Raw genomic sequence first — 13,029 nt, forward strand, 5'->3', positions numbered from 1 at the left:
ATAACTACCTACATTACGAATAATATAAACCGTCTTATAAATTTTAGGGAAAAATATTTATGACTGGAGTGGTAAATTTTTACGGGCAATTGAGTAGCACTCAGCAATTTGATCAAATAAGGATCAATATAGCCAGCCCCGATCAAGTACGTTCGTGGTCTTTCGGCGAGGTAACAAAGCCGGAGACTATTAATTATCGTACTTTTAAACCAGAAAAAGACGGTTTATTTTGTGCTAGAATTTTCGGTCCCGTAAAAGATTATGAATGTCTTTGCGGTAAATATAAACGGATGAAAAACCGTGGTATTACCTGTGAAAAATGCGGCGTTGAGGTTACTGTTTCTAGGGTAAGACGTGAAAGAATGGGACATATTGAGCTCGCCGCACCGGTAGCACATATTTGGTTTTTAAAATCATTACCGTCAAGAATTAGTACGCTCCTTGATATGACGATGAGAGATATAGAAAAGATATTATATTTTGAAAGTTATGTAGTTATCGATCCCGGTCTATCGGTACTCCAAAAAGGCGAGCTTTTATCAGAAGAAGAATTGCAGAAAGCTAAAGATAAGTACGGAGAAGATAGTTTTACGGCATCTATAGGAGCTGAAGTTGTGCAGCAAATGCTTGCTGAGCTTGATTTCCAAAAATTAAAAGAACAGTTATATGAAGAATTATTAAACACTTCTTCAGAAGTTAAAAAGAAAAAGTTAGTAAAGCGCTTAAAATTAGTTGAAGATTTCCTTGAGTCGGAAAATAAACCGGAATGGATGATTATGAACGTCCTACCGGTGATTCCACCGGAAATAAGACCGTTAGTTATGCTTGACGGCGGACGATTTGCAACCTCTGACCTTAACGAACTTTACCGCAGAGTAATTAATAGAAATAATCGTTTAAAAAGGCTTATTGATCTAAGAGCACCTGACATAATAGTCAGAAATGAAAAAAGAATGCTTCAGGAATCGGTTGATGCATTGTTTGATAACGGTCGCCGTGGAAAAGCGGTAAAAAATGCCAATAAGCGTCCTTTTAAATCATTAAGTGATATGTTAAAAGGTAAACAAGGGCGTTTCCGTCAAAATCTTTTAGGCAAAAGGGTCGATTATTCCGGTCGTTCGGTTATCGTAGTAGGACCTGAGCTTAAACTGCATCAATGCGGTTTACCGAAAAAAATGGCACTAGAATTATTTAAGCCGTTTATTTATTCTAAGCTTGAATTATACAGAATTGCTACCACCATCAAGGCAGCCAAAAAAATGGTTGAATCGGAAAAACCGGAAGTTTGGGATATATTAGAAGAGGTTATAAGGGAACATCCCGTATTGCTTAATAGAGCTCCTACATTGCACCGCCTCGGGATACAAGCATTTGAGCCGTTATTGATAGAAGGCAAGGCTATTCAGCTTCATCCGTTAGTTTGTGCCGCTTTTAATGCGGATTTTGACGGTGATCAGATGGCTGTACATATTCCTTTGTCGATTGAGGCACAGCTTGAAGCTAGGGTATTTATGATGTCTACTAATAATATCTTAAGCTCTGCAAACGGCAGACCGATTATTGTTCCCGATAAAGATATAGTTCTTGGTCTTTACTATTTAACCCTTGCTTTTGATAATGAAGCCGGTGAAGGGATGATATTTGCCGATTTAGCGGAAATGGAGCATGCTTTATATGAGAAAGTTATAACTATTCATACAAAAATAAAATTTCGTCGGAAGCAATTAAATGCCGAAGGAGAAATGAGTTCTACTATAGTGGATACTACTTTCGGTAGGTTAATGGTCGGTGAATTATTGCCGGCTAATCCTAACATAGGGTTTAAATTCATCAATAAACCGCTAACTAAAAAAGATATATCGGCGGTAATAGATTTGGTATATCGTCATTGCGGTCAAAAGGCTACGGTAATTTTTGCTGACCAATTAATGAAACTCGGCTTTAAATATGCTTGTTCTTCCGGTATTTCTTTTGGCATGGATGATATGGTCGTACCGAAATCTAAAGGTGCTCATATAGAAGAAACACGTACTGAGGTAAAAGAATTCGAACAACAATATGCTAACGGTTTAATTACTTACGGTGAGAAATATAATAAAGTAATAGATTCTTGGTCAAGATGTACCGATAAAGTGGCAAACGACATGATGAAAGAGATTGCCACGCTTGCAGTTAATGATGAGCCGAATCATCAAAAAATAAATTCTATTTATATGATGGCTACTTCGGGTGCAAGAGGATCATTCGCACAGATTAAGCAGCTAGGCGGTATGCGTGGTCCAATGACTAAATCAAATGGTCAAATTATTGAGACCCCGATTATTTCTAATTTCCGTGAAGGGTTAACGGAATTTGAGTGTTTTATTGCTGCCAACGGTATGCGTAAAGGGCAGATAGATACGGCTCTAAAAACTGCAAGTTCCGGTTATTTAACCAGGAAGTTAGTAGATGTTGCACAAGATTGTATTATTACGGAAATAGATTGCGGAACAAGTAAAGGTATTGAAGTAAAATCTATTATCGACGGCGGTGAAGTTATGGTGGCTCTTGCCGATCAAGTTTTAGGGCGTACCGTTGCCATTAATACCTATCATCCAATTACTAACGATTTAATTCTTAGCACGGGCGAGTTGATTAACGAAGCTAAATTAGAAGAAATTGAATCTGCGGGCTTAGATAGGCTCAAGGTTAAATCCGTTTTAACATGTGAAAGTACTACCGGTCTATGTAGTACCTGCTACGGTCGGGATCTTGCTACCGGTTCATTAGTGGCTGAAGGTGAGGCTATCGGTGTAATTGCGGCACAATCGATCGGTGAGCCGGGTACTCAGTTAACTATGAGAACTTTCCATATCGGTGGAGCGTCAACTAAGGGTGCGGAAGTATCTTCCGTAGAAGCTTCTTACGATGCAAAAGCTAAAATCTTAAGCCGTAACGTGGTTATTAATTCTGAAGGACGCAAGATTGTTATGAGTCGTAACTGTGAATTATTGTTACTTGATAGTAACGGTAATGAGAAAGCTCGTCATAAAATACCGTATGGTGCTAGATTGCTGGTTGATGATATGGATATAGTTACTAAAACACAAAAATTGGCTGAGTGGGATCCTTATACCGTGCCGATTATTACCGAAAAATCCGGTAAAGTCTTGTTTAAAGACATGGTAGAGGGAATTTCTATTCGTGACGTAACCGACGAGGCAACGGGTATTGCTAGCAAGGTTGTTATTGAATCAAAGCAATATTCACACGGTGCAGAGTTACGCCCTCGTATTCAATTACTTGATAACAAAGGAGAAGTCATTACGTTATTAAACGGCTTGGAAGCTAGATATTACTTACCGGTCGGGGCAATTTTAAGTGTGGAAGACGGAATGCAGATATCGATAGGCGATATAGTAGCACGTATTCCAAAAGAATCGACTATGACCAAAGATATTACCGGTGGATTGCCGAGAGTTGCCGAGCTGGTAGAAGCAAGACGTCCGAAAGATCATGCCGTGATTGCCGAGATAGACGGCAGAGTTGAATTCGGTAAAGACTATAAGTCCAAAAGGCGTATAGTTATTCACCCGGGTGATAGCTCAACCCCTATTGAATATATGGTACCGAAAGGTAAGCACGTAGTAGTAAATGAAGGCGATTTTGTAAAAAAAGGTGATTTATTAATTGACGGTAATCCGGTATTGCAAGATATCTTAAAAGTAATGGGTGTAGAAATACTTGCTAATTACATAGTAAAAGAAATTCAAGCGGTATACCGCTTGCAAGGTGTAAAAATTGACGATAAGCATATAGAGGTAATAATTCGTCAAATGTTACAAAAAGTAGAAATTACCGATTCCGGCGGAACTACCTTATTAATAGGTGAAAAAATAGACCGTCGTGAATTCACCGAAATAAATGAGAAAGCTATTAAAAACAATCTAAAACCGGCTGAAGCTCAAGCAATATTGCAAGGTATTACTAAAGCTTCGCTGCAAACTAGGTCATTTATTTCTGCTGCTTCGTTCCAAGAAACTACAAGAGTTTTAACCGAAGCGGCTATTGCCGGTAAAGTTGATAAATTGCTTGGATTAAAAGAAAATGTTATTATCGGACGTTTAGTACCGGCAGGAACAGGTTTCTATATGAATAAAATGCGTAAGCTTGCAGCAAAACTTGATCAAGAGAATGCTTCTTAAGTATACTGCAAATATGTTGATGTCATTCTAGTTCAAACTAGGCATTGTTGCGTGGTTTGGGTTTTCTATGTCCATTCCCGCTACCCTTTATGTCATTCCCGCGAAGGCGGGAATCCAGGCTAAAAAGCCTTAGCTTCTAAGGCTTTTTTCTATATAATTGTAAGTTATGTTACATCTTTAGTTTAATTTTTCTGGATTCCCGTTTTCACGGGAATGACATAGAGAACGTTTAACCATCCACGCAACAACGCTTTTCCTACTATTTCACTTCCTCTATTTGCTCGATAGCGTCGCTTGCTTCAACCTCGATAATTTCCGATTTTGAGGAAACAATTTGATAACGCTCTAGCACTTGTGGGGGAGTTTTATTGCCGCCGTCAATACCGAGTTTGTTAATATTTTTAACACGGGTTATAAAATTACGATTAAATGAGCCGGCAAACTTATCGTAATTAGTAACCATATTTTGTAGATTATTGCCGATCTTTTGAGAATAATCAGCTATAGTACCTATTGAACCTAATAACTTCCTGACTTCTTCTATAATAATCTTATAATTTTCTGAGCGACGATGATCGGTAATTTGAAATCTTGCAAATGATAACATATTCATAATCCCGCTAGGACCTACCGGAAATATATTATTTGTCCAAGCTTTTTGCAAAAAATCGGGATCGGCGGCAAGGATTTTCTCAACTGCTTGTTCGGTGGGTAAAAACATTAACGTTATAATATTGTTATAATTTTCTTCTTTACTATGTAAGTTGGCTAAAATATTTTCAGCATAATCTTTATTAGCAAGAGACTTCAAATGATAATTCATAGTCTTGCTAAGATTTGCCGAATTTTGCTCATCTACTAGAAATTTAGAGGCTTTAGCATCGATAACCATTAAGTTACCGGAAGGAAGGAAAATTAATGCATCAGGTCTGAGTCGTGCGTTATCTTGTGTTGTTAAGCCGTATTGAAGGATGAAATCTAAGTTAGGGCGTAAGCCCGATGATTTCAAAATATTCTCTAAGGTAATCTCGGCAAGTAGCCCTGCACCGATCGGAGAAAGCAGCGATTGCTTGATTAAATCAACAGTTCCTTTTGATTGTTCTATATCTTTATTTAGTGCTCCCACCATCGTAATTAATCGCTCAAACTCGCTATTAAATTTTCCGGAAGCGGTAGCAATATTTTTCTCCGAAAGCTCCCTTGCTGCCGTATTTTCCATTTTATGAATTTCGATTAATTGCTTAGATAAATCCTTACCTAAATCAAATAATGCAGCTTTAGCCGATGAAAAGGACTCATTTCTTATTCTTTCAGAATCATTAATAGTCTGCTCTTGATATTCAATTTTACAATTAAGCTGTTCTATTTTTTGTAAATGAGTGATTTTTTCCTGATTAAGCAGCTGGTTACTGTTAGTTAGCTCCAAATTATGATCGGCTAAAAATTTTAACTCAGCTTTTAAGGTTTTAGTTTTGATATAAAACCGAATTAGTAGACCAAAGAAAGTAAAATAACTAATTATTAAGAGTAATAGTAAATAAAGCATGTTTTTTATTTAGTGTTTTATATAAAAAAGAGAAGCGAGACGTCCCTTGGTGTCGGTGTTGTTGCATGGCTCAAATTTTTGATGTCATTCCCGCGAAGGCGGGAATCCAGAAAATATTTAAGTGAATTATATAGTAAATTTTTATATAATTTTGCCTATTTTAAGTGTTTTTTCTGGATTCCCGCCTGCACGGGAATGACATACAGCACTTTTCTCGAGCCACGCAACAATGCCTGTGCCTCCTCACAATGACGAGCTACGTTTTATCCACCCTATCCTCTAGCGGTTCTAAAGGCCGGGCAGGTTTTAATAATTCTGGAGTTAGTATCAGTTTCGTTTTTTTTTCGATATTGGTGAGGAAAAAAAGATGATTATTATGAGGTTGTTGTATAACCGCATATTTATCCCATTCTGGATATTGCCTATCCAAATTTCCTTGAGGATTTTGTGGACCGTAAACCTCTATGCTACCAAATTGGTATTTTTCTAGCGGGAATAACTCATTATCATAAAAAAAATCTTCCGGATATTTATCACGTATAGTTATATTAGTATGTACAAATTTATTATCTTCCTTGTGAAATATAAAAATATCTAGGCAGCTTTTTTTACATATACTGTAAATTTTATTATACTTAATATTATACCCGAGTTTTTCAAACTCCGATAGTATTTTTTGCAGCCTTATTTCATCATTATGCATTATGTCGATATCTAAATCATCATCAAAAGGGATTATACCTTGATGCCTCACCGCTCCGAGTAGAGTACCGCCTTCAATCCAATATGGTATATTGTGTTTGGTTAATATTTCGTGGGTATCTTTCATTAATTGGTAAAGATTAAGTGCTGTGGTTTCACTAATCGCATAACTTTTTACTTGTTCATCGGTAGGCGTAACATACCGCCAATCATGCTCCTTTACATAAATGTAATAAACCCAAAAAGCGAAAATAATAATAATTATTCCTACAAGTTTGGTAGGTAAAGTATTTTTACGTCTATTAAATTTTCTATTGATAAACATAATTTACATTTATTTTATAAAATAATATTAACTACAATTTTACCTTCTTGTAAATAATATTTTATAGATTCTGCTGAGGTTACGCTCTTTAAATCTGCTGTTAAATCAGGTGATAATTCTATACCTTTAACCTCGATTAGACTAATCGGAGCTTTAATTGAAAGATTTTTCTCGGCTTTAAATTTTCGTACTAAATCCAAAATTTCTAATAAGCCTTCTGCCTGTTTTGAATCTATAATATAGTTTAAATTATCATAATTCGGCCACTGACCTTTTTCATGGATAGAGGTGTTTTCACTATATAAAAGCCGGTAAATCTCTTCAGTAATATGAGGTAAAAAAGGTGCAAATAGCTTTAATAAAACTTGCATGACATGATAAAGAGTAAGGATAGCACTATGTTGTCCTATAGGATTTGTATTATCTTCGTTATAACTTCTAGTTTTACTAATTTCTAGGTAATTATCGCAAAATACCGACCAAAAGAATTTTTCTATTAAATGCATGGCATTTGCATATTCATAATTCTGCATCTCAATTGTCGCTTGCTTGATTAACTCTATCAGTTTGTTAATCATCCATTTATCTAAATCATGAGTGATTTTTTCGCTTACTTTTGAAAGATCGTTATTTTTATCTTTTGCATCTAACTTATCAAAATGAATGGAGACGAATTTAGCGGCATTCCATAGTTTATTAATTAATCTTTTGCCGTTTTTCATTACATCTTCAGAATACGAGGTATCAGCTCCAAGCTTTGAGTTTGCCGACCAGTAACGGATTACGTCGGAGCCGTACTGCTCTAACAGCTTTTCAGGTACTAAAACATTGCCTTTTGATTTGGACATTTTACTACGATCTTCAGCTAAACACCAACCGCTAACCATAATGTTTTTCCACGGCAAAGTATTTTGATGCAAATGAGCTTTTAAGATAGTGTAAAATGCCCAAGTTCTAATGATCTCGTGTGCTTGCGGTCTTAAATCCATCGGAAATAATTTAGCATGCTTCTCTTTATCTACAATAAAACTATCCGATATACCATGACTACTAAGCTGCGGTGAAATCGAGCTTGTCGCCCAAGTATCCATTACGTCGTAATCAGGCTCTACTTCTTCTTTGGCATAACCAAGAGGCAAATCCTTTAACGGATCAACGGGCAATTGTGAAATGTCAGCGTATAAAATTCTACCTTCTTCGCCTGCTCGCTTGGAATACCAAACAGGAAATGGAACGCCAAAATAACGCTGGCGGCTTATACACCAATCCCAACCAATAGCATTAATCCAATTCTGTAACCGAATTTTCATGTTTTTAGGATGCCAATTTAATTCATTTGCTCGCTTAAGCAATTCCTCTTTATGGTCTATTGTTCGAACGAACCATTGCGGCACGGTGAGTATTTCAAGTGGTGCACCTGAACGCTCCGCACATTTTACGGTATGAGTAATTTCTACCTGTTTTATAAGTAGATTTTGCTCTTTTAAAATATTAATAATTTTTTCTCGTGCTTCCTTTATTTTCAAGCCGTCTATCTGAATTGAATCATGAGGAAAATCTATAGTACCTTTTTTAGTAATAATAATTTTTAAAGGTAGTTTATGAGTTTTCCACCAAGTAATGTCGGTTTGATCGCCGAAAGTATAGCACATAACAAGCCCGCTGCCTTTACCCGGTTGTACTAAAGGATCGGCAAGCAAAGGCACTTTAACATCAAAAAGCGGTGTTACGGCAAATTGACCTGCTAAATGTTTATATCTCTCATCTTCGGGGTGATAAAATACGGTGACGCACGCCGGTAATAACTCCGGTCTCGTGGTGGCTATAGTAAGCGGTTCACCCTTTTCAGTTTTAAAGTTAATATAATTCATTTGTGAAGTTTTTTCGATGTCTTCAATATCGGCTTGTGCAAGTGCCGTGCCGTCAACAGGATCCCATAAAATAGGTTGGTTATTGCGATAAACTTCGCCTTTTTGTACTAAATCTAAAAAAGACATTTGCGATATTTTTCGAGATAATGGACTAATAGTTTGATATTCTAAATTCCAATCTACCGATAAGGCTATTTGATTAAATAAATCTCTAAATTTTTCTTCTTCGCTTTTAACTACTTCCTTGCAAATTTCAATAAATTCCTGACGATCCATGTGAGATGCTTTAATTTTTTTTTGCTTCTCTACTAAACGTTCCGTCGGGAGTCCGTTATCGTCAAAGCCCATCGGGTAAAAAATATTTTTACCCGTCATACGCTGAAAACGTACGATAAAATCCGTTTGCGTATAGCTATAAACATGTCCGATATGGAGCTGTCCCGAAACGGTCGGCGGCGGAGTGTTTATTACAAACGTTTCTTCTTTAGCTATATTCTCGTCATAAGCATAAATTTGTTTTTCTTGCCAAAATTCTTGCAATTTTTTTTCGCTTTCAGAAAAATTATAATTCTTTGGAAATTCTTTCATCGGTTTTATGGTTACTGAAATGTTATTTTAAAAATGATTATAGCAATCTTTACGATGTTGTATTACTAATATGTTAATAGTTGTATCTATTATTTGATAAATTACTCTATAATCACCAATTCTGAGAGAACGACAGCCTTTTAAGTTGTATCTTAAAGGCTTACCAAATTTTATTGGATCAGATAATAAATTTTTTTCAATAGTTAATTTTATTAAGGAGTTAGTTGATGTCGAAAGTTTAGGAATATCTTTGTATACAACTTGGTCTGAATAGATAAGGTTATACATTGAGCTTATTTCCAAGCATCTGCATGACTAACCCATTTTTTAGTATTGCGTATCCTTTCATCGGCAAGTTTAGCAAATACTTTGTCTTCTTGAAGTTCTAGACCAGTTATAATAAGGTCTCTTGCTACCTTAGATAATGATTCATTATTGACTTTGGCAAAACCTGCAATTTCATTAAAAATTTCTTCGTCTAAAGATACCAATAATCGTTTAGCTGCCATAATATTCTTCCAAAGTTCTTTAATATAAGGTATCATGTTTGATACAAAACATCAATATTTTTGTACAAAAATGCCAACCAAATTCTTTCTTGCTTTGAAGCTGATGAGGATAAACAGCCCTACCGGCTATCTATTAGTATTTTTTCCGGCACTTTATGGGCTATTACTTGCTAAGCCTACAATATTAGAATTAATAAAATTAGTGCCGGTATTTTTCTTGGGTAGTGTAATTACCAGAAGTGCAGGCTGCGTAATTAACGATATATTTGATAAGAATTTTGACAAACATGTTGCTAGAACTAAAGAAAGACCTTTAGCAAACGGATCATTAACCGTTAAAGACGCTTTGATTTTGCTAATTATATTATTAATTTGCTCCTTATTAATTTTATTATCGTTGAATAAGACGGCTATATATATCGGTTTTTTTGCTTTTATGATGATTACGTTATATCCGTTAATGAAGCGTGTTACTCACTTCCCGCAAGTATTTTTAGGATTAACTTTTAATCTCGGCGTATTAATCGGCTATGCTGCGATATTAGATAAGCTCACTATACAAGCCTTTATTATGTATATAGCATGTTGTAGCTGGACAGTAGGTTATGATACAATTTACGGCTTTATGGATTTGGTCGATGATAAAAAAATAGGCATAAAGTCGCTTGCAAGATGGCTAGAAAATAAAAATTATAAGCTTTGGCTATGTAGTTTTTATTTAATCTTTATAACCTTATTCCTTTTAAGTACAATTATAGCCCATTATTCAATTAGTTATATCGCTGTTTTATTGGCTTTAATAATGTTGTTACGGCAAGCGGCAATATTAAATATTAACGATCCCGCTAATTGCCTTGGAATATTTAAAAATAATAATTATGTCGGTTTAATGTTAGTTTTGGCTTTGGCGGTAAATTAAAACCCGTTATTGCAAGCAACAACGCTTCATAGAGCTTTGCTTTTAACTGGTTTAAAGTCTATACATCTAAGCCAAGCTTCCCAGTCACGCCTGCCTAAATCTTTTTCAAACGATAATTGATCATGCTATAAAAAAACGTACAAATCGAATTAAGATGAGATAAAATAAATCTTAGGAGGATTTGCAATGAGTCAAAAAATATACGATAAAGAATTTAAAATTAATGCAGTAAAACTGTATTTAGCAAATAAAGGTAGTAAAAGCATCAATGATATTGCTAAGGATTTAGGGGTTTCACGCTCTGGTTTGGGATATTGGCTTAAGAATTACAAAGGCAAAGGAGAGGCTAGCTTTGTTGGTAGTGGCAATGTAATGAATCAAGAGGTACGAGATTTAAAGAGGGAATTACATCTTGTAAAACAAGAGCGAGATATCCTAAAAAAAGCAGTGGTCATCTTTTCAGCTCCCGCAAACAAAGGTACGAATTTATGAAGAATCATAGTTCTTGTTTTTGTGTAGATCAGATGGCTAAGATTTTAGGGGTTAGTAGAAGTGGTTATTATGATTTTATTAATCACATGCCAAGTAAAAGAGCTGAATATAATGAGGAATTGATAAGTAAGATTAAAACTATTTTTACAGAAAGTTATAAAACTTATGGAAGTCCAAGGATTCATACAGAGTTAAAAGAACAAGGCTTTGTTTGCTCACGCCCTCGAGTAGCAAGGCTAATGCAAGTAAATAGCATTCAAGCAAAAATGTACAGAAAGTTTAAAAAGACTACAAGGCAGTCTGATAAACCTTATCATAACGCGAATAGTGAATTAATGAGAGTATAAAAAAGAATAAGAAAAAGTAGACAGGATAAGGGATCATAGGCTATTTTTTTGGTTTAAAAACTAAAGGAAATAACCTATGAAAACTGATTTTACCTCATTATTTTGTTTTGTCGATGATTTGTTTAAAGAATTTGATAAAAATACTCTAGCAATTAATAGTAGCAAAGCTAAACCTGGTCCGAAAAGTTCTTTAACTAAAAGTGAAGTTTTAACCATATTAATAGGCTATTATCAATCATCATCAGATTGCTTTAAAAATTATTATAAATACACAATTTTACCTATACATTCCAAAGATTTTAAGCTAGTTTGTTATGAGCATTTTAATAAATTGATAGGAGAATATCTGCCTTATCTTACGATTTTACTAAATCATCTATTTGATAAATGCACCGGTACTTCGTTCGTAGATTCAACTTCTATTGCTGTTTGTAAGAATTATCGTATTTATTCACATAAGGTTTTTAATGGCTTAGCTGCTCGAGGAAAAACAACAAAAGGATGGTTTTTTGGACTTAAATTGCATTTGATTATAAACCCGCAAGGCTCTTTAATAAAGGCATCTTTCAGTAGTGGTAATAAAGATGATCGCAAACATTTTTCTTCTAGGATTAAAGATATTTTTGGCAAGGTATTTGGTGATCGTGGTTATATAAGTAAAGAGTTATTTAATGATTTACTTGATAAAAATATTCAGCTTATTACAAGAATTAAGAAAGGTATGAAAAATATCTTAATGCCTCTTAATGATAGAGCACTACTGCTAAAACGAGCTTTAGTTGAAACGGTTATCGGCAAAATAAAATTGCTCAATAAGTTCGAACATTCAAGGCATAGATCAGTCAAAAATGCCTTCTCTCATATGATCGCTTCTCTTATCAATTACCAGTTGCTCCCTACCAAGCCTTCTATCGACACGATACTTAATTCTTCATCTCTTTAATTCGCTATTCGCGTTATCATAGGGGAGAAGATTTGGTTAAACAAAATTTTTCTGCCTCAAGCCCAAATAGCATTTGGGTAGCTGATATAAGTTATATTTCTGTAAATAATAAATGGGCTTATCTTGCTATAGTACTTGACCTGTTCTCACGGAAAGTAGTAGGTATGGCGTTAGAAGAAACTATGAGAACTGATTTGATAATTAAAGCTCTTAACTCTGCTGCATTACAACGTAAACCCTTAAAAGGGCTTATTCATCATTCTGATCTTGGAAGCCAATTTACTAGTTTTGACTTTTATAATGCAACCAAAAAACACGGAATTGTTTTAAGTCATGGAAAGACTGGTGTGTCCTATGATAATGCTGCTATGGAAAGCTTTTTCCACACTCTGAAAACTGAGCTTGTTTATTTTAAAAAATACCAAAGCTTAGAAGAAGCAAAGCTTGATATATTTACTTATATTTTTACTTTTTATAACCAAAAACGGAGGCACTCTACATTAAATTATCAAACTCCAAATGAGTACGAGTTACATTATAAAAAAATTAAAAACGTCTCTCTTTAATTTGTCCGTTTTTTTGTTGCAAGATCAAATTAACTCT

General features: G+C 35.0%; 11 protein-coding genes. 6 read left to right on the forward strand and 5 right to left on the reverse strand.

Annotated features, from left to right (window positions below; genetic code table 11):
• The first annotated feature begins 59 nt into the window (after positions 1–59).
• Positions 60–4,184: a DNA-directed RNA polymerase subunit beta' gene (rpoC, locus tag AAGD48_RS01135; protein WP_341790125.1), complete on the forward strand. Its 4,125-nt coding sequence runs from the start codon at positions 60–62 to the stop codon at positions 4,182–4,184.
• A gap of 259 nt (positions 4,185–4,443) precedes the next feature.
• Here rpoC and AAGD48_RS01140 read toward each other — a convergent pair whose 3' ends face one another.
• The 5 genes from AAGD48_RS01140 to AAGD48_RS01160 form a co-directional block, all read right to left on the reverse strand.
• Positions 4,444–5,730, reverse strand: coding sequence for a DNA recombination protein RmuC (locus tag AAGD48_RS01140; protein ID WP_341790126.1), 1,287 nt, complete (start codon positions 5,728–5,730; stop codon positions 4,444–4,446).
• A gap of 256 nt (positions 5,731–5,986) precedes the next feature.
• On the reverse strand, positions 5,987–6,757 hold the full coding sequence (locus AAGD48_RS01145; protein WP_341790127.1) for a LicD family protein: 771 nt from the start codon (positions 6,755–6,757) through the stop codon (positions 5,987–5,989).
• Between the two features lie 14 nt (positions 6,758–6,771).
• The gene (locus tag AAGD48_RS01150) at positions 6,772–9,216 is read right to left on the reverse strand and encodes a valine--tRNA ligase (protein WP_341790128.1); all 2,445 of its coding nucleotides are present in this window, start codon (positions 9,214–9,216) and stop codon (positions 6,772–6,774) included.
• Between the two features lie 27 nt (positions 9,217–9,243).
• Positions 9,244–9,504, reverse strand: a complete 261-nt coding sequence (locus AAGD48_RS01155) for a type II toxin-antitoxin system RelE/ParE family toxin (protein ID WP_341790129.1) — start codon at positions 9,502–9,504, stop codon at positions 9,244–9,246.
• A 5-nt stretch (positions 9,505–9,509) separates the two neighbouring features.
• Positions 9,510–9,725, reverse strand: a complete 216-nt coding sequence (locus AAGD48_RS01160) for a DUF6290 family protein (RefSeq protein ID WP_341790130.1) — start codon at positions 9,723–9,725, stop codon at positions 9,510–9,512.
• 70 nt (positions 9,726–9,795) lie between these two features.
• Between AAGD48_RS01160 and ubiA the strand changes: the two genes are divergently transcribed.
• From ubiA to AAGD48_RS01185, 5 genes are all read left to right on the forward strand, one after another.
• Positions 9,796–10,644, forward strand: a complete 849-nt coding sequence (gene ubiA / locus AAGD48_RS01165; RefSeq protein WP_341790809.1) for a 4-hydroxybenzoate octaprenyltransferase — start codon at positions 9,796–9,798, stop codon at positions 10,642–10,644.
• Between the two features lie 186 nt (positions 10,645–10,830).
• Positions 10,831–11,136 (forward strand): transposase, encoded by a 306-nt coding sequence (locus tag AAGD48_RS01170; RefSeq protein ID WP_341789367.1) that lies wholly within the window; start codon positions 10,831–10,833, stop codon positions 11,134–11,136.
• Positions 11,133–11,483 (forward strand): IS3 family transposase, encoded by a 351-nt coding sequence (locus tag AAGD48_RS01175; protein ID WP_341790131.1) that lies wholly within the window; start codon positions 11,133–11,135, stop codon positions 11,481–11,483. The genes AAGD48_RS01170 and AAGD48_RS01175 overlap by 4 nt, the downstream gene beginning before the upstream one ends.
• 76 nt (positions 11,484–11,559) lie before the next feature.
• A complete protein-coding gene (locus AAGD48_RS01180) occupies positions 11,560–12,426 on the forward strand; it encodes an IS982 family transposase (protein WP_341789395.1) in 867 nt (288 codons plus the stop codon).
• Between the two features lie 32 nt (positions 12,427–12,458).
• Entirely contained in the window at positions 12,459–12,992 is a 534-nt protein-coding gene (locus AAGD48_RS01185; protein WP_341790132.1) for an IS3 family transposase, read from the forward strand.
• The last annotated feature ends 37 nt before the right edge of the window (positions 12,993–13,029 follow it).

The organism is Rickettsia endosymbiont of Polydrusus tereticollis (genome assembly GCF_964026385.1).
In the GTDB taxonomy this organism is placed as follows: Bacteria; Pseudomonadota; Alphaproteobacteria; order Rickettsiales; family Rickettsiaceae; genus Rickettsia.

What these genes read in the sequence shown, in the direction of transcription:
- rpoC (WP_341790125.1), top strand. Translation starts at nt 60, where the DNA reads ATGACTGGAGTGGTAAATTTTTACGGGCAATTGAGTAGCACTCAGCAA.
- AAGD48_RS01140 (WP_341790126.1), bottom strand. Translation starts at nt 5,730, where the DNA reads ATGCTTTATTTACTATTACTCTTAATAATTAGTTATTTTACTTTCTTT.
- AAGD48_RS01145 (WP_341790127.1), bottom strand. Translation starts at nt 6,757, where the DNA reads ATGTTTATCAATAGAAAATTTAATAGACGTAAAAATACTTTACCTACC.
- AAGD48_RS01150 (WP_341790128.1), bottom strand. Translation starts at nt 9,216, where the DNA reads ATGAAAGAATTTCCAAAGAATTATAATTTTTCTGAAAGCGAAAAAAAA.
- AAGD48_RS01155 (WP_341790129.1), bottom strand. Translation starts at nt 9,504, where the DNA reads ATGTATAACCTTATCTATTCAGACCAAGTTGTATACAAAGATATTCCT.
- AAGD48_RS01160 (WP_341790130.1), bottom strand. Translation starts at nt 9,725, where the DNA reads ATGGCAGCTAAACGATTATTGGTATCTTTAGACGAAGAAATTTTTAAT.
- ubiA (WP_341790809.1), top strand. Translation starts at nt 9,796, where the DNA reads ATGCCAACCAAATTCTTTCTTGCTTTGAAGCTGATGAGGATAAACAGC.
- AAGD48_RS01170 (WP_341789367.1), top strand. Translation starts at nt 10,831, where the DNA reads ATGAGTCAAAAAATATACGATAAAGAATTTAAAATTAATGCAGTAAAA.
- AAGD48_RS01175 (WP_341790131.1), top strand. Translation starts at nt 11,133, where the DNA reads ATGAAGAATCATAGTTCTTGTTTTTGTGTAGATCAGATGGCTAAGATT.
- AAGD48_RS01180 (WP_341789395.1), top strand. Translation starts at nt 11,560, where the DNA reads ATGAAAACTGATTTTACCTCATTATTTTGTTTTGTCGATGATTTGTTT.